Here is an 18,531-nt window from a genome sequence, read left to right as displayed (position 1 = left end):
ACCTGTTTGCGATAGTCTATTGAATAAGTCATCGTTTACTTCATTAAATGCAATTGTTAATAGGGTTGTATCGGTTTTATTTGGATTAGACTATAAGGACACGCCCTAGTAGAGCAGCAATGAGGCAACAACAATACTACTAATGCAAGTTATTCTTGCATTAGTAGATACATCTTCCTTAAAAACAGCTTGCATTGATAATGATAATGCAATAATATCTTGCATTAAGGCTTAATTAAAACAAATGCCTGCTTTCCTTCTCTCGATTACCAACTAATGAATAAAGGCTTGAATGACTATGGCTGATGACAAGAATAAAGGCTCACAAGCCGAAAGACTGGTACAGCTACGTCGTGATAAAGGGCTGACTGCTGAGCAATTAGCGCAAGCCATGACCGAGGCAGGCGCAAAAGTCAGTCGCGGTGCTATCTCGAATTGGGAGCGTGGCACCAATGGCATTGTGTCATCGAAACTACCAACGCTAGCACACATTTTAGGCTGCAGCGAAGGCTATCTGTTACGCGGTGAACTAAAAAACGACAGTGATAATAATAAAGAAGTGAGTAAAAGCGCTCATTCTCATAACAAAAATAGTCAAAACACGTCATCTGCTCAAACTGACAAGATACCTGACTCCCAAGCCAATCAAACGACTACAACTCCTACTATAGATACAAACTCACAAAATAACCCTATGAGTGGTCACACTATGAACACAATAAAAAAATCGGATAAATTACAAAATGTTTGCTACGACATTCGAGGCCCGCTATTACAAACAGCCAATAAGATGGAAGCAGAAGGCAAACGTATATTAAAGCTGAACGTCGGTAACCCAGCCCCCTTTGGTCTAGAAGCCCCGCATGAGATTTTGCGCGATGTGGCAATGAACCTACCAGACGCGACCGGTTATTCCGACTCGCAAGGGATTTTTTCAGCGCGTAAAGCTGTCCTACAGTACTATCAATCAAAGGGGTTGCTATCGGCAGTTGATGTCCGTGATGTCTATTTGGGCAACGGAGTTTCTGAGCTGATTGTAATGACCATGCAGGCTTTGATGAATGATGGTGACGAAGTGCTTATCCCAATGCCAGACTACCCGCTTTGGACGGCAGCGGCGAACCTAGCTGGCGGCACAGCGGTACATTATCGCTGTAATGAAGACGACAATTGGCATCCTGATATCGAAGATATTAAATCTAAAATCACCTCTAAAACCAAAGGTATCGTGGTGATTAACCCTAATAATCCAACAGGTTCACTTTATAGTGATGAATTGCTGAAACAAATTATTGAGGTCGCTAAAGCGCATGATTTAATCATCATGGCCGATGAAATTTATGATCGTATTCTTTATGATGATATGGTACACACCCCAATGAGCACCTTGACTGATGATGTGCTGGTGCTCTCATACAATGGCTTATCTAAATCTCATCGTATCGCGGGATTCCGCGCAGGTTGGATGATGGTGTCTGGCAAAAAACACCATGCCACTGACTTTATCGAAGGTTTGGACATGTTAGCGTCTATGCGCTTGTGTTCCAACGTCCAAGGTCAGTATGCCATCCAAACGGCGATGGGTGGCTATCAAAGCATGAAAGAGCTCACGTCAGAGCGTGGGCGCTTATATAAGCAGCGTGAAATGGCCGTGTCACGACTTAATGCGATCAAAGGTATCTCTTGTACCATGCCACAAGGCGCGTTTTATTGCTTTCCAAAGATGGATCCTGATGTTTACCCTATCGAAGATGATATGGCATTTATGATGGATTTGCTTGTTGAAGAAAATGTCTTAATGGTGCAAGGAACAGGCTTTAACTGGGATAAGCCAGATCATTTCCGCTTGGTGTTTTTGCCAAACTTACATGATTTAGAGGATGCCATGGATCGCTTGGATCGCTTCTTTGCCAAAAAGCGCAAACAATTTGGTACCGAATAAACCTTAATTTGACATAAAAAAACGCTTATCGGCATGATGCTGATAAGCGTTTTTTATTTGAAACATGCTTATAAATAACGTTAAATAAGACTTAAACAAAAACTTTAATAAGCGTACGTGTTAAAAAATATTGACCAAAATGATATAACTGATTGCAGACATTGCCGCTGCTGCAGGAAGAGTAATGATCCATGCCAAACCGATAGGTTTCATCAACGCCCAATTGGTGTCTCTATTGACAATACCGATGCCAAGTACCGCGCCAACTAGCGTATGCGTGCTTGATACGGGCAGACCCATGGTTGATGCGCCCATAACCACTGCTGCCGCAGCCAATTCAGCTGAAAAACCAGAAGCGGGATGCATTTTTGCCAAGTTGGTACCAACCGTTTGAATGACTTCTTTACCAATGAACCAAAGACCAACGATAAGCGCAACACCAAAGGTCAGCATAACCGCAGGTGGTACAGCGGCTTCAGTCGCAATGCTATTGGTACGGATAACATCCATAATCGCGGCAAAAGGACCGACGGCATTGGCAATATCGTTTGAGCCATGGCTAAAGGCAAAAGCAGAGGCGGTAAAGACTTGCATCCAGCTAAACATAATAAACGTCGCTTTGGTCAAATCTTCTTTATGTTTACCGCGGATACTCTTGGTATAGATAAAGGTCGCAAGCCACACTAGCGCCGCGATCATACCCATGATTAAAAAGCCTTGCAGCGTCGTCATGCCATTATTGACATTCTTTAGACCCTTAAAGATGACCAAAGAGGCCATGACCGCGCCGCCTGCAGCCGCAATGATAGGCACCCATTGCTTCAACGCTTTTAGCGTATCAAGGTTGCTGCGTTCATTTTCAATCTCATAAAGCTGTTTATAGTAGTCAGTCTCTAAATCTTCAACATCGCAATCATCATCTTTGTAGATTTCTTGATCACGCAACATCGCTGACGTATAGGCCAGTTGTTCTGATTCTGTTAAACCGTCCAAAAACTCTTTGTGGTTTTGTTTTAAGGTTTTTTTGTCGCCTTTCAAAGTCGCAATGTGCGCCTCTGTTCTATCATTATACTCAATGATGTTTTTCTTAATCTGTCCATATAATACATAGGACAAAACGCCGCCCAATAGCGGTGATAATACCCAAGAAATCGCGATGGTGCCAATCGTACTCCAATTCACCGTTGATAATGCCATTTCAGTACCACCTAACGTGATACCTAATACAATAGAGCTGCCAACAACGCCGCCAATAATAGCGTGCGTAGTCGAAACGGGCAGACCTTTTTTGGTGGCAAATAACAGCCAAAATGCGGCAGCGATGAGCGCTGACAGCATGACATAAATGAATTGGTTGGGCGTTACTGAAAGACCATCTAAATCGACAATGCCGCTTCGAATGGTATCGGTGACTTCACCACCTGCCAGTACGGCTCCGGACACTTCAAATATCGCTGCGATACCCAGCGCCTGCGGGATAGTCAACGTCCCTGCACCCACTGAGGTACCAAAGGAGTTGGCGACATCATTACCACCAATATTGAATGCCATAAAGACACCAAAAGCGGTGGCCACAATAAATAGCGTCGTCTGTTGACGCATCGTGTAATCTAGACCCCACCACAAAAAGTAGGCGGTCATCGCAATCAGTAAAATGGCAAAAAATAGATTTATTCTCATAGAACCGACTGATTTGACTGGCTCTGTAGAACTGTTGCTGATACCCATACGTTGATACGTCCTGCGTAAGCTGATTGAAATTATAGGCGGTTGATGACATTGCGCGGCTATTAATAATGCTCGTGATAGCTTCTGACATTAATATAACGTATATGAAACGCGCAATATGCTTGCTAAAAAACGGTTTTTCTTACTGCTATCTTGGTGCTCTACCCTAACGCTTATCTTTTATTTACTCGTATTTTATTTTACGTAAAGGCAGTAAATAAGGTAAAACACATCACTCAATATGTCACAAAGCCGCAAGGAATATTGCCAAATCGTCTGATTACAGCAGCTTGCGGCTTAGAGATGTCGTAGTAATAATTTTGGTTCTAATAACTGCTATTGTAAGAACCTTTGCTAAACTTATTAACCAGAGTGATTAAAATGTCTGTGTCAAAGGGTAAAAACACGCTACTCACTCAGTGAGTTTCGTGCACAGCAGGAGCTATTACGCGCCTATTATATTAAATATAAGCGCATAATGCATGATGATATTGCAAGATTTGTAACTGCCAGCATATGTGTTAGAAAACATCCTGCTGTAACGCAGCATTATACTCTCTTTCCCTGAATTTATTTAACGTTAAATATATAATTATGGCGCTTTGTAACCAACTACCTAATTGAATGACCAATCACATATCAGCTGCCACACACCGCTGATAGTTGCTTAATTGCATGGTCTAAAATATCCAAACGTGCTTGACGCTTCTCATTGGTCGCGATGACGCACCACGGTGCGTACTCTGTATCGGTACGTGCCAGCATATCCGCCGCAGACTGCACATAATCCGACCATTTATCACGGTTGCGCCAGTCATCGTCCGTCAGCTTAAACTGCTTGTGCGGTGTCTTTTGACGTGCCTCAAAACGTTTAAGCTGTTCTTTTTTATCGATAGCCAACCAGTATTTGATAACGATTGTCCCCGCCGCGGCTAAATCCGCCTCAAAGCGATTGATTTCATCGTAAGCACGCTGCCATTCCTCATCCGTGGCAAAACCCTCAATGCGCTCAACCAAAACGCGCCCATACCAAGTCCGATCAAAAATGGCAATACGGCTAATACGGTCGGTTTGCTCGTTCGGAAGTTTGGTCCAAAAACGCCATAAATAAGGATGTTGCAGCTCATACAGCATTGGCGCACTGATATTATAAATTTGATACTCGCGTGGGTCGAGCGGCGCAACCAACCTTTTAATCGCGCCACCTTTGCCAGCAGCGTCCATTCCTTCAAAGGCAAAAACGATATGACGCCCTTTGCGCGCACGCAGCAACTGGGCAAGGCGAACTTGTTTTTCTACCAACGCATCACGGTAGTCCGACTTATCAATCTCTGCATCATCGATATCTTTTAAAAATTTAGGAATTTTTACGGGTTCAAACTTTGCTGATTTGAGTGCTTGCTGAACTTGCTTCTTAGCCTTCGATTTATCAGAGGTTTGTACTGTATTTATTTTACTACTCATTAGCGGGGTTTGCATCGCTTGTAGCACTTCATGGCAAAAATGGTCAGCCGCATCTGACTTGTCATCACCATCAATGATGATCCAATCATCTTGCTGGCGTAGCAGAACGGTAGCCACTTGATTAAAGGTTTCGATAACTTTTTTACTATTCCAGTCAATTTGGTATAAAAACTGCGGATCGGCTTCATCGTCATTCAGTCGCGCTTGCAACGTTTCGATATCGACATGGAACCAGCATTTAAGCAGTCGGGTTTGATTGGCAGCGAGGTCCTGTTCGAACGCTTGTAGTTTAATAAGCTGCTGCTGTAAATATGCTTGCCATTGCGCAATCGGTAACGCTTTGTCGTTGTCAGACTTGTCATTGTCAGGCTTTGTGCGTTTTGATTTTAGATTTTTTGACTGTTCCTTATTATCACTATCATTATCATTGTCTGACGTTGCCATACGCATGACGTTATAAAGCAAGTCAGCATACCAGTTGCCAAAATGAACCATCACATCGCCATGACGGGGTAACGCCTTGGTATGTGCCTGCCAAATCGGCTGATATGCTAAGGGACAATCACCAACGGTTGCCTCAACTTTAAGTAGTCGAGGATCTACCCATTGGCGCAATTGCTTGACAGCGGTACCCTTGCCTGCCTGCTCCATACCATTGACCAATACCAATAGCCCTGTTGGTTTATTGAGGATTGGCGGCGTCTGTTGCCGCGTTGCTCGTAGAGCATATTGGGCCGTGACCAGTGCCAATCTCAGTGCATCTTTGTCCATAGAAAACTGGCTCAGGGGATTGGGGGTTAGGCGCTCATCGACAATTTGCTCACTAAATTGTGTACTTAGCGCTTGTGGTGCGGTGGATTCAGTCGTCTTATTATTTTTGCTCATAACTGTCATCATCCTATGATTGAAAGCGTATTAGCGTCATCATAGCATTGCAGCAATTCGGTAAATAACGCTGCTATGTAACAGTTTGACATTTGTATTCTGCTTTATTTTCTTTTAAGGTGAACACAATCTCAGACACATGCTGTAATCACGCTCTATAAATACAAAAACCAAAAATATAAAACACGGTTTATCCTGAGCTTTTTATTCGCAACCTTTTAATCCTCTTTACTTTTATGCAGGTTTACTGACCATGGCCTCTTTAGCCGACTTACAACAACATTTGAACCGTTTTTGGGCACTGCCTTATCATGAAGATTTGGTATTAAACGATAAACTCAGCGAGGTGCAAGCTTGGCAACGAGATCGTATTCAGAACACTCACAAAGACTTGTTTGAGCAACCTCAAAATCAGCTGATGGCAGATTATTTTTTGACACAGTTGTATGGCGGCGATGAGTTTAAATTGTTGGCCAAACAGTTAGAACGCATTGTGCCTAAAGCGCAAAAAGTTGAACGTTTTGCGCCAGCAGCGGCTTTAGAAACCGGCAGCATGGCGATACAAGCAGCTATCTTAGCAATAGAGCTGGATTTACATTTAGCAGAATGGCTATTGGCTCAAGATTTAGCCGTTAATGAAGACAACATGCTGACCGCCTATCGCGTAGTCAACGAAGCCGATACCAGACGTATCCAAATTGGTCACTTAAAAGAGGTGTGCTATCGTACTGATAAGTATATAAACTCTTTTATGTTGCAAAAAGCCTTTGCCTTGGCTAAAGGCACCGCCTGCCGTTACAACTATCAACCCTTGTATGAATTTATTAGTGCTGGATTTATCGCGATGCGTCCGTTAGACAGTGTCAGTGGTTTCATTGAACCATTTTGTGAGCGTGAGCTTGAGATTATTGACCGTGTTCATGAGACGGATAATGGCGGTAAGCCAATGACGTTTGGTGTATGATAGACGCCTCATTTGCTTGGTTAGCTGCTATTTTATACCTTGCAAACCAATAATCATAAAAGTGAATAACAGGATAATGCTATGACCGATAATACCCATAATAACAACGCGCATCTCGATCAAAAACCTACCATCAATGGTCATTTACAAGATAAATTGGTCAGAGATAGCATCACCCACAATCAAAATATCACAGCACAGGTGCAAGCACGTCAAAGCTATGAAACTAATAGCACGCTTAATACGAGTATTAATGCTGGCGTAGAAAACAGCAAGAAAAATGACTTTACACAAGTCCAAGACCTACCAACGGGAACGCCACAAGGCCAACAAACCACTATGCCAAATAACAATACCAGCAGCAACACTGTAGACAATGCATCTGCACAAACACAAACCGCCAAACAAACGCTTTTTAACCAGCGTGATGACATCAATAATCCGCATACACCTGATGTTGATGGTAATGAAGAAACGCATTTTGGCTACAAGACCGTCAATAAGGCTGAAAAACAAGCGCGCGTGGCGGACGTATTTACCTCAGTCGCCAAAAAATATGACATCATGAACGACTTAATGTCCTTCGGTATTCATCGCTTATGGAAGCGTTATGCGATTAGCTTGTCAGGCGTGCGTGCGGGTCAACATGTGCTTGATATCGCTGGTGGTACGGGTGATTTAGCCAAAGTATTTAGCCGTGAAGTCGGCAGAAACGGTCATGTGGTGTTATCAGATATCAATGCCGCCATGCTCGAAGTCGGTCGTGAACGCTTAATCAATGCTGGCTGCAACAACGTCGATTTTGTACTTGCCAATGCAGAAACACTCGCGCCATTTGATGACAATAGCTTTGACTTAATCACTATTAGCTTTGGTCTGCGTAATGTCACAGACCAAGACGCAGCGCTCAAATCGATGTACCGTGTGCTGAAGCCAGGTGGTCGTTTATTAATTTTAGAATTCTCAAAACCTGTATTTGAGCCATTGTCTAAAGCCTATGATTTATACTCATTTACTGCCTTACCTCTTATGGGCAAGCTGATTGTCAATGATTCTGAGAGTTATCAATACTTGGCCGAATCGATTCGTATGCATCCTGATCAACAGACGCTGAAACAGATGATGCAGCAAGCGGGCTTTGAAAATTGTGATTATCATAACTTGACGGCTGGTATTGTCGCTGTCCATCGCGGCTTTAAAGCGTAAGATTAAGTTAAAAACCATCGTAATAGACATGCCATCACGTAAAGTGGTGGCAACTGACCTTTACAAATGATGCGCTCTTTTCAGGCGCTCAACTGACTATGCGAGAGCCTTATGCTGACTGTTCTACTTTTGGCGGGTGCCGAAAAGCTGATTAACCTTGCTATTGCTAGTGATGAGATTACCAAATCAGGATTGGCACCGCTTGCTGGCAAAGTGTTGCGACTCAATATGGCCATGCCTGAGATTCGTTTGGATATTTTATTCACTCATGAGCGTTTACGTTTTGAGCCGGTGACAACCGAGAGTGTGTTTGAGCAAAGTGGCGCGATGAACGAGCACCAACAAGCCAGTATGGAGCGCGCACGGATTGGTCATAGTCGTCCAGACTGTACCATTACTGTAGATAACCCAGCGCAACTGCTGAATCTGATGCGTGGTGCCGAAGGCAATTTACCTATCGCGGGTGATTATAAGGTGCTCATGCAGCTCAAACAACTGGTCGCAGGTTTCGACCCAGATGTCGCAGGACAGCTTGAGCCATTTATTGGTAAGCCGATGGCCAGTCAGTTACATCTACTTATATCACAGCTAAAAGGTAGCTGGCGTCATAGTGCCAAACGCGCTTTTGACGATGTCAGCGACTGGGCTAATGAGGTGGCAGGTAATAGTGCTCCTGATCCTACCGAGGCAGCAGAAGTAAACGACCTTAAGCAGCAACTGTTAAAGCTGTGGGCTGATGTCGAACGTGAAGAGGCCAAACTTGCTGCTATCAAAGATGAACAGGCACGTTTTCTCAATAACTCATTTCATCAATAACTGTTGTCGTCGATGATCGCTAAATCCTATTATCGATAGCACTTTTTATAGATAAGTGCAGTTTATAAATAAGTGCAGTGCCCACCCTATTTTCGACTTTCTTTAGAGTACCCATACCTCATGCTATTATCTCATCGCGCCCGTTTACTTGAGCTTTGGCGTATCGCCGCAACTTATCGCATCGATACTCATCTTTCTATCGAAGACGCGCCACAGCTGCAACCTTTGGCGCGTTTGATTCGCCTACATCCAGCGGCGTGGGGTAAAAAACACCAACCCAATGCGATTAAATATGCGCTTGAAGACATGGGCACGCTGTTTTTAAAGCTCGGACAACTGCTGTCAACGCGTCGCGATTTAGTGCCGCCTGAGATTATCGAACAATTGGTTCAGCTACAAGACAAAGTCAAACCTTTCAATTCTGATGTGGCCATTACCCAAATCCAAGACCCTAAACACGGTCTTGGTCAATCGATTGGCACCTTGTTCGCACGCTTTGATGTCAAACCTCTAGCGGCGGCTTCTATTGCCCAAGTACATACTGCTGCGCTGCATGATGGTCGTGAAGTGGTGGTAAAAGTGGTGCGTCCTGATATTCATACCACCATCATTGCTGATTTTGAGCTACTACGTGAGCTGGCCGATTGGGCATCAGCGCGTATTGAAGCGGCACGTGCCATCCATATCGTCGATATTGTCGAAGACTATCGCCAAGTGATGTTAAACGAGCTGGATTTGACCTTAGAGGCAGACAATACCACTCAGATGCGCAACAACTTCTTGGGTTCCGCATTGATGTATGTACCAGAAGTCTATGATTCTGCCAAAAATGTGATGGTCATGGAGCGTATCCAAGGCGTTCCTATCTCGCAAGTTGCAGTGTTTGATCAACTTGGTTATGACCGAGCAGCACTAGCAGAAAAAGGCTTAACGATATTTTTTACCCAAGTATTCCGCGATAACTTTTTTCATGCCGATATGCATCCGGGTAATGTGTTTGTAGAGACGCCGCCGGTTAAAACACTCACTGCCGATATGGCAGCGGTTGACTTAGGTCATGAACCACGCTATATCGGGCTTGATTGCGCCATCATGGGCACGCTATCAAAAGACGATCAGCTTATCGTCGCGCGCATGCTGTTGGCGGTGATGAATAACAACTTTACGGCGATGGTTGATATCGTCAGTAGAGCTGGCTGGATTCCACCAAATACAGACAAGCATGCCCTAATGCGCGATATGAAACGCACGGTTGGTCCAATGCTACAAAAATCCATTAATGATATCGACTTTGCTGGTGTCTTAATGCAAATCTTAGATATCGCCCGTCGTCATCATATGAGTATTCCACCGCAACTCATGCTGCTATTGAAGACCTTGGTGCATGTCGAAGGACTTGGTCGTGACCTATACCCTGACCTTGATATCTGGTCACTTGCCAAGCCGATTTTAAGCAGCTGGATTAAAGAGCAGCTCGATCCCATGCGTAATTTGCAACACTTGCGTCAGCAGTTACCAGAGATTTTATTATCGACCACTGATATTCCAAAGCTACTGGATCAAGGCTTACAAAGCCTTGCCTCACAAGGATCACGCCAAGACAGTCAACTGCGAGAAATACAACAAATTCGTGCGGATATGCTTAATGATCGCCGCCGAGATTGGCTAGCACTGTCAGGTTTTGCCATTTTCATTGCTATTGCAACACAGGTTGTTGGCTGGCTCTCGCCTATCTTTTATATATTGGCTATTTTGGTTGTCGTTTGGCGTATTTTAGCCTAACACTCTATTATTTTTAATAAAAATAAGTATTGGTTAATAGCCAGTACTATCTAATTTTTATTCAATAAGCTCTCACTCACTTTCATTGCTTTTTAGTGACATTTAAAGTGAGTGAGAGCTTAGTTTTTACATTGCCTCATTTCTCATTGTGTCGGTAAAAAAGACACTCTGTATAGGAGTCACCCATGTCTACCTCTAAAATATCAATGGCTAAAAAAGACCACAGCGAGGCTATTGCTGCCTTACAAACCCGTTTCGGTAAACAACTTACTACCAATATAACGGTACGTGAGCAGCATGGGCATACGATGACGTGGCTTGCCAATCAGCCACCCGATGCCGTCTTGACAGTACAAGATAAGCACGAGGTAGCAGCTGCGATGGAGATTTGCAATCAGTATCAAATGCCAGTGATTGCATTTGGTATTGGCTCATCCTTAGAAGGTCAATTAAATGCCCCATATGGTGGATTATGCATCGATATGCACGCGATGGATGCAATATTGCAGGTACATAATGAAGATCTGACCGTTACCGTACAACCAGGCGTCACACGTGAGCAGCTCAATCACTACTTACGTGATACCGGGCTGTTCTTTCCCATAGACCCTGGCGCCAATGCCAGTATCGGCGGCATGGTCGCGACTCGCGCCTCAGGCACCAATGCTGTCCGCTATGGCACCATGAAAGATGTGGTACTCGCGCTTGAGATAGTCACCGCTAGTGGAGAGATTGTCCGCACTGGTACCCGTGCCAAAAAATCTGCGGCGGGTTATGACTTGACGAGATTAATGATCGGCTCAGAGGGTACGCTCGGTATCGTCACCGAAGTCACACTTAAACTATTCGGCATCAGCGAATGTATTGGTAGCGGTATTTGCCATTTCCCAACGATTGAGGATGCCTGTCAGGCAGTAATGCTGACCATTCAAATGTGCTTGCCGATTGCACGCATTGAGCTACTTGATGCCATGCAAATTAAAGCCTGTAATCAATATGCCAATCTTGATCTGGATGAGACGCCTACCCTATTTGTAGAGTTTCATGGCACAGATGCCAGCGTCGCTGAACAAGCTCAACTGTTTACGGATATTATCGAAGAATTCGGCGGTCGTGACTTCGCTTGGGATACCAATGAAGCCGAGCGCAAGCGTCTGTGGCAAGCAAGGCATAACGCTTATCATGCCAGCTCTGCTTTACGTCCTGACGCCAGCGCCTTATCGACGGATGCTTGTGTGCCCATTTCACGATTAGCAGAATGCGTCAGTGCAACAGTAAAAGATATCGAAGCGTCGGGCATGATTGGGCCTATCGTCGGTCATGTTGGCGATGGTAATTTTCATGTTTTGTTATTAGTCGATACCGAAAACCCTGAAGAAATCGCTACTGCTGACGGCATTATCAGCCGCTTAGCTACCCGCGCTATTGAAATGGATGGCACTTGTACAGGTGAGCATGGCATCGGGCAAGGCAAACAAAAATATATGCAGCAAGAGCACGGTAACGCCTTAGTGCTGATGCAAGCGATCAAGTCAGCTCTTGACCCTAAAAACATACTTAACCCTGGTAAAATATGGCCTGTGGCTTTACCCACTGTTTAACTGTTGAATATTGCTGATAAGAAATCAAAGCCTAAAAATGCGCCTACGTTTAACTAGAGTATTAAACGTAGGCGCATTTTTTAGGCTAATTTCATAGCATCTGGTCAATCGCCATTTGGGTCAGTACACGTCCACGAGCGGTACGTAATACGTAGCCTTGCTGAATAAGATATGGCTCAATCACATCCTCAAGCGTACCGCGATCTTCAGCCATTGCCGCTGCTACCGCTTCAACGCCAGCTGGACCACCATCAAAACGTTCGTGCAATATCTCAATATAACGTCTGTCCAAATGATCAAGACCACGCCTATCAACTGCCAGCATATCGAGTGCACTGCCTGCAATCGCGCCATTGATACTACCATCGCCTCTCACTTCAGCATAATCACGTACACGGCGTAATAAACGATTGGCAATCCTTGGCGTACCACGCGCGCGGCGAGCAATCTCCACTGCGCCATCTTCACTCATCGGTACACGCATCAGGCGTGCGGCACGACTCACAATTGTGGTCAAATCAGCAATATTATAAAATTCGAGCCGCTGCACGATACCAAAACGATCACGGAGTGGCGACGTTAACAAGCCTGCTCGCGTGGTTGCCGCAACTAAGGTAAAAGGCGGCAAATCAAGCTTGATAGAACGGGCAGCAGGCCCTTCACCAATCATAATATCCAGCTGAAAATCTTCCATGGCAGGGTACAGTATTTCTTCAATAACAGAACTCAATCGATGAATTTCATCAATAAATAGTACATCACCCTCTTCTAGATTGGTCAGCATGGCTGCCAAATCACCGGGGCGCTCAAGCACAGGTCCTGAGGTAGAACGCAAGTTACCACCCATTTCACGAGCAATAATATTGGCAAGCGTCGTTTTTCCAAGACCGGGTGGACCAAAAATCAGAGTATGATCTAATGCCTCGCCTCGACCACGTGCCGCGCCAATAAACACTTCCATTTGCTCACGGACCACTGGCTGACCAATATATTCAGCCAATAAAGCCGGTCGAATATTAGAATCAGGCGCATCGCCTGCCCCTTCGAATGGATTAATCAAACGATCTTGCATCATAGGTTTTATCATTATATTAAATCATTATTTTTAAAGAATAGGTATAAATAGCATAACCAAACGCTACGTATAAGTCATGCAAAACATCATAAAGCAGCGACTAAATAAAGCACAGCCTAAAACGAAAATAAGCGACAATGAATGTCGCTTATCTATTTAAGACTTATTGATACTTATCAAGGGTAGTGAGCTATATGAATCAAAATCCTGACAACTGTTGCAATGTGGCTTTTAGTAAACCTTGCGTATCGGCAAAGGTATTACCATTACTCTTAGCAGCTTTAATCGCTTGCTGTGCCTCTCTTTCTTTATAGCCCAAGCTAATCAACGCGCCTTCTACCTCAGCGATGATGCTGCCCTCGTGAGACACCTCAGCAGGTTGCATGGCAAACTCTAAATGACTGCTATCGACTTCGATATTTTTCAGCTTATCTTTTAGCTCAATCAATAAGCGCTGCGCTGTTTTTTTACCGATACCCGGAATACGAGTTAATGCCATCTCTGACTCTTGCTCGACATGCATCTTTAGCTCAGCAGCTGACATCGCAGATAGCATTGCTAACGCCATTTTTGCGCCAACACCATTGATCTTGATCAATTGCCGAAAGACATCACGCTCTTTGCGATCGATAAAGCCATAAAGCAGCTGCGCATCTTCGCGCACATGAAAGTGCGTCCAAATGCTCGCCTGCTCATTGAGACGCAACTGGCAAAATGACGGTAGCGGCAGCTCTATATCGTAGCCGACACCAGAGGTAGTCATGACACAGGCAGTCGGTGCCATCAAATACTGCACTTGACCACTAATCAATCCGATCATAATCCACTACCTTTATTAGAGCTGATATAAAAAATGAACTGAGCTGCTATTTAATGATAAATGCTATTAAATAAGCATATCTTGTTGGCAACGCTTATTTATAAAAATCGACCATACCTTCAAGGCTAATTGGGCGAATTTTATGTGCCTGACCCGCAGAACCAAAGGCTTCAAAACGATTGGTACAGATATCTGACATTGCAACCATAGAGGCTTTGAAGTATTTACGCGGATCAAATTCGCTAGGGTTTTCTGCAAGGAATTTACGAATAGCGCCTGTTGATGCCAAACGTAAATCGGTATCGATATTTACCTTACGCACACCATGCTTAATCGCTTCAACGATTTGCTCAACCGGTACACCATAAGTCTCACCGATGTTGCCACCATTTTCATTGATAACTTTTAGCCACTCTTGCGGCACTGATGACGAGCCATGCATGACCAAATGGGTGTTAGGAATACGGGCATGAATCTCTTTTACACGCTCAATCGATAGGATGTCGCCTGTCGGTGGACGGGTGAATTTGTAAGCACCATGACTGGTACCGATAGCAATGGCTAACGCATCCACATTGGTGTCTTTAACGAACTGCTCTGCTTCATCAGCACTGGTCAATAGCTGCTCGTGATCCAATACGCCTTCTGCACCAGAGCCGTCTTCTTCACCGGCCATACCAGTCTCAAGACTACCTAAGCAACCAATTTCACCTTCTACCGAAACACCGCACGCGTGTGCCATCTTGACAACTTCGCGAGTCACGCTGGCATTGTAATCATAATCCATTGGCGTTTTACCGTCTTCACCGAGCGAGCCGTCCATCATCACTGATGAGAAGCCAAGCTGAATTGAGCGTTGGCAAATCGCTGGTGACATACCATGATCTTGATGCATAACGACTGGAATATGTGGCCACTCTTCGATAGCAGCAATAATCAGATGACGCAAAAATGCAGAGCCTGCATAACTGCGTGCGCCAGCACTAGCCTGTACGATAACAGGAGAATCACAGGCGTCGGCTGCCATCATGATTGCACGCATCTGCTCTAAATTATTAACATTGTAAGCAGGGACACCGTAGTTATTTTCGGCGGCATGATCTAGAAGTTGACGTAACGATATTAAAGCCATAAGACGCTCTCTGATTAAATTTTGAATATGATATTAAGAAATCATTCTTAAAAATACGATGTTGCAACAATTGCCCTAAAACCCTAGCCTGATAATAGTCAGACCAGCAAAAAACTGGTATTTTTTGATCGTAATTATTACGCCGTGATTATAGCAAAAATTGCCAGCGCTTCGTAGCGGTTAACCGACTATTTCTTTCTTTGCTTGATTCATAAAACAGAATGATAGCGAGTTTCATAAAGGAACTGGATAAGTTCCATATGATACACAGCTAATTGAAAAAACGGATAAACCTTGTGCATCATATTTTTGACTGATTAAGGCCTGCCCTCAATTCAATCAATGGATATTTAAATGCGCTAAAGATGAGGACACGCCCTAACCTCTAGATTATGATTTTAAATACAAAAAAGCCTTGGCTATCACCAAAGCTTTTTAAATATTTTGAGGGCTTATACAGCAATCAATACCTGCAACCAACAGATTAATAAGCTATTCATCAATCGATAAATTAGTAGATCAATGGCTTAGGTTCAGTTGCTTATGTATTGATGATTAGTACTGTTGTTCTGCTTCTACTGCGTTTTCACTGGCTTTATTCTCAACAGCAGATGCGCCATCGGCAACCACTTCAGCAGTTTTGGCAACGGCTTCATTTGCGCCTACCACAACTGCTTCACCAGTGTTTTTTAGTGCATCTGTAGCAGCAACACCGGCAGTTTCAGCGCCTTCGGCAACTTCAGTACCAGCATCTTTTGCAGCAACTTCAGCTTCAGCAGCAGCGGCTTCTGTTTCAGCAGCGGCAGTATCAGCGTTAGCAGCAACGTCATCACCAGCAGACTCAACAGCAGCTTCGGCGTTCTCTTCTGTTTGTTGGCTACATGCAGTGATTGCAAAAGTACCAGCAAGTACGCTAGCAAGTAATAAATGGCGTTTTAACATAATAAATCCCTCATAAATAAAGCATGTCAAATACATGATTTGCGCTATTTTATAGAGTGCAAATTAGACATGCAATCATAATTTTCAGTATAGAAACAAATAATTACTACTTAATAATAATGAGTAGCCACTGACTCTTATTTCTCTTAAAACAATAACATAAGAATAGTAGCCAAAATATTATTGATACAGCGTACATGAGATGGTGAGGCTAAATTGTACGGCTAATGTTACTCATCTGCAAAATATCGTTAAGGCGTTACGCATCAATCTGTAGAGCAGCAACCGCAGGCAATACCTTGCCTTCTACAAACTCTAAAAATGCGCCACCACCTGTTGACATGTAGCTAACGCCATCTGCCACTTGATATTTATCAATTGCAGCAAGCGTATCACCACCACCAGCGATCGAAAATCCTTCGCTGTTTTTAACGGCATTTGCTATGATTTGTGTGCCCTGACCAAAAGCATCGACTTCAAAAACACCGACCGGACCATTCCATAAAATGGTTTTTGCGTTGATAATAGCATCCGCTAATTGCTTAGCACTTTCTGGAGCGATGTCCAATATCATGTCATTTTCGCCAATCACATCGACAGATTTGATGGTCGCAGTGGCTTGTTGTAATGAGCCTGTGAAATCAGCAAAATCAATCTCATTTTTATCAGCAACGACAACATATTCAGGTAATAAAATCTCAGTCTTAGTCATAATGTCACGAGCTGTCTCAACCAAGTCCGCTTCATAAAGTGACGCACCAACGCTATGACCTTGCGCGGCTAGGAAGGTATTCGCAATACCGCCACCAACGATAATCTGCGAGCACAATTCAGACAAACTGTGCAGCACTTCTAGCTTTGTCGATACTTTGGAACCACCAACGATTGCCAACATTGGCTGCGCTGGGGTCTCAAGTGCCAAGCTTAACGCATCAAGCTCAGCCGCCAATAAAGGTCCTGCACAAGCCGTTTTTCCTGCTCGATGCATAGCTTGGGTAACGCCTTCTGTTGAGGCCTGCGCACGATGTGCGGTGCCAAATGCATCCATCACGAATACATCGCATAAATCAGCGTATTTCTGTGCTAAATCCGCATCGTTTTTCTTTTCGCCCTGATTAAAGCGCACGTTTTCTAATAGCACGACCTCGCCTGCTTGAATTGCCACGCCCTCTGTAAGGTAGTCATTGTTTAAGCTAACGGGCTTTGAAAGTTGTGTGGCTAATTTATCGCTTAAATACTCAGCAACTGGTGCTAGCGAATATATCGACTCAGGACTGCCTTCAGTTGGACGACCTAAGTGTGAACAAACTATAACGGCCGCGCCTTTTTCTAACGCCATCTTAATCGTAGGCAAACTGGCTTGCAGGCGTGCATCACTGGCGACTTTACCGTTTTTAATAGGCACATTGAGATCTTCACGAATCAACACCACTTTATCCGTTAAGCTCAGCTCACTCATACGCAAAAAATTCATTACCTGCTCCTATGCATCATCTCTTGTTAATCTATCGATTGGCTTTTTACTCATTCCTGAAAAAATTTTATCAAATCGGCTGCTCTTGTCTGTGGCTTTATCAAAGTAACCAAGCAAGAATTTGAGGCGGTGTATTCTAGCAGTTTTCTAGCAAGTGCTCATAAAGAACGCACTATTAAATTTTACTCGGGCGTATCCTCAGTTTGAAAATAGGGATCAAAACAAGACAAATGGCTAAATTTTAATAAAAATCAGTAACATTTCGTGGTGGCACTTAGTAATAAGGCTGTTTAAGATACTATTAGCACTGATAATAAATAATACCTACAATAAAAATAACCCATTAGGAGAACCCAATGAGTATCGACCTTCAAGCTGCCAAACAAAACCTACTGACACTTAAAGAAGAATATGAGACTCGTATCGATAAAATCGAAGATCATATCCAAAACCCGCAAGACGACCTCAATGAGCATTGGGAAGACCAAGCCATCTCTTATCGTCAAAACGACATGCGTACAAATTTGATGGTTGAAGCCCGTCAAAGTTTGATCTATGTCGAAAATGCATTAAGCCGTATTGAAAACGGGACTTATGGTAAATGTGAAGTCTGCGGCGAGCAAATTGAAGAGCAACGCTTACAAGCACTGCCTTACGCTACACTATGTATGGAACATGCTGAATAACGACTCATTTTACT

Annotated in this window: 14 protein-coding genes; 7 read left to right on the top strand and 7 right to left on the bottom strand. The window is 43.9% G+C overall.

Annotation, left to right across the window (positions count from 1 at the left end):
• Positions 1-298 precede the first annotated feature (298 nt).
• Entirely contained in the window at positions 299-1,942 is a 1,644-nt protein-coding gene (locus ACI2JM_RS09285; RefSeq protein WP_404643732.1) for an aminotransferase class I/II-fold pyridoxal phosphate-dependent enzyme, read from the top strand.
• Between the two features lie 120 nt (positions 1,943-2,062).
• Here ACI2JM_RS09285 and ACI2JM_RS09280 read toward each other — a convergent pair whose 3' ends face one another.
• A complete protein-coding gene (locus ACI2JM_RS09280; protein WP_045448242.1) occupies positions 2,063-3,670 on the bottom strand; it encodes an inorganic phosphate transporter in 1,608 nt (535 codons plus the stop codon).
• Positions 3,671-4,309: 639 nt separating this feature from the next.
• Positions 4,310-6,019 carry an ATPase gene (locus ACI2JM_RS09275; protein WP_404643730.1) on the bottom strand — a complete coding sequence of 570 codons (1,710 nt, stop codon included), beginning with the start codon at positions 6,017-6,019 and terminating at the stop codon, positions 4,310-4,312.
• Positions 6,020-6,272: 253 nt separating this feature from the next.
• On the opposite strand from ACI2JM_RS09275, the gene ACI2JM_RS09270 reads away from it, so the two are divergent.
• The 5 genes from ACI2JM_RS09270 to ACI2JM_RS09250 all read left to right on the top strand — a co-directional run bounded on the left by ACI2JM_RS09270 (position 6,273) and on the right by ACI2JM_RS09250 (position 12,388).
• Complete coding sequence (locus ACI2JM_RS09270) at positions 6,273-6,983, top strand: FFLEELY motif protein (protein ID WP_404643728.1); 711 nt, start codon at positions 6,273-6,275, stop codon at positions 6,981-6,983.
• Positions 6,984-7,064: 81 nt separating this feature from the next.
• A complete protein-coding gene (ubiE, locus tag ACI2JM_RS09265; RefSeq protein ID WP_060491513.1) occupies positions 7,065-8,189 on the top strand; it encodes a bifunctional demethylmenaquinone methyltransferase/2-methoxy-6-polyprenyl-1,4-benzoquinol methylase UbiE in 1,125 nt (374 codons plus the stop codon).
• 111 nt (positions 8,190-8,300) lie between these two features.
• Positions 8,301-9,005: an SCP2 domain-containing protein gene (locus ACI2JM_RS09260; protein ID WP_404643726.1), complete on the top strand. Its 705-nt coding sequence runs from the start codon at positions 8,301-8,303 to the stop codon at positions 9,003-9,005.
• Positions 9,006-9,125: 120 nt separating this feature from the next.
• Positions 9,126-10,787, top strand: a complete 1,662-nt coding sequence (locus ACI2JM_RS09255) for an ABC1 kinase family protein (protein ID WP_404643724.1) — start codon at positions 9,126-9,128, stop codon at positions 10,785-10,787.
• Between the two features lie 185 nt (positions 10,788-10,972).
• A complete protein-coding gene (locus ACI2JM_RS09250) occupies positions 10,973-12,388 on the top strand; it encodes an FAD-binding oxidoreductase (RefSeq protein WP_404643722.1) in 1,416 nt (471 codons plus the stop codon).
• Positions 12,389-12,479: 91 nt separating this feature from the next.
• On the opposite strand, the gene ruvB is transcribed toward ACI2JM_RS09250, so the two are convergent.
• From ruvB to ACI2JM_RS09225, 5 genes are all read right to left on the bottom strand, one after another.
• Positions 12,480-13,460 carry a Holliday junction branch migration DNA helicase RuvB gene (ruvB, locus tag ACI2JM_RS09245; RefSeq protein WP_045447074.1) on the bottom strand — a complete coding sequence of 327 codons (981 nt, stop codon included), beginning with the start codon at positions 13,458-13,460 and terminating at the stop codon, positions 12,480-12,482.
• Between the two features lie 202 nt (positions 13,461-13,662).
• Positions 13,663-14,283, bottom strand: coding sequence for a Holliday junction branch migration protein RuvA (gene ruvA, locus ACI2JM_RS09240; protein ID WP_404643720.1), 621 nt, complete (start codon positions 14,281-14,283; stop codon positions 13,663-13,665).
• A 94-nt stretch (positions 14,284-14,377) separates the two neighbouring features.
• Positions 14,378-15,415 carry a class II fructose-bisphosphate aldolase gene (gene fba, locus ACI2JM_RS09235; protein ID WP_045446949.1) on the bottom strand — a complete coding sequence of 346 codons (1,038 nt, stop codon included), beginning with the start codon at positions 15,413-15,415 and terminating at the stop codon, positions 14,378-14,380.
• Positions 15,416-15,970: 555 nt separating this feature from the next.
• Positions 15,971-16,357 carry a hypothetical protein gene (locus ACI2JM_RS09230; RefSeq protein WP_055123806.1) on the bottom strand — a complete coding sequence of 129 codons (387 nt, stop codon included), beginning with the start codon at positions 16,355-16,357 and terminating at the stop codon, positions 15,971-15,973.
• Between the two features lie 259 nt (positions 16,358-16,616).
• On the bottom strand, positions 16,617-17,831 hold the full coding sequence (locus tag ACI2JM_RS09225) for a phosphoglycerate kinase (protein WP_404643718.1): 1,215 nt from the start codon (positions 17,829-17,831) through the stop codon (positions 16,617-16,619).
• 356 nt (positions 17,832-18,187) lie between these two features.
• Here ACI2JM_RS09225 and ACI2JM_RS09220 point away from each other — a divergent pair, with 356 nt between their 5' ends.
• A complete protein-coding gene (locus tag ACI2JM_RS09220; RefSeq protein ID WP_045446956.1) occupies positions 18,188-18,517 on the top strand; it encodes a TraR/DksA C4-type zinc finger protein in 330 nt (109 codons plus the stop codon).
• Positions 18,518-18,531: the final 14 nt, after the last annotated feature.

It is taken from the genome of Psychrobacter sp. NPDC064578 (assembly GCF_044901245.1).
Taxonomy (GTDB): Bacteria; Pseudomonadota; Gammaproteobacteria; order Pseudomonadales; family Moraxellaceae; genus Psychrobacter; species Psychrobacter cibarius_C.
Note: the sequence above shows the minus strand (reverse complement) of the source record. Positions and strands in the feature narration are given on the sequence as shown.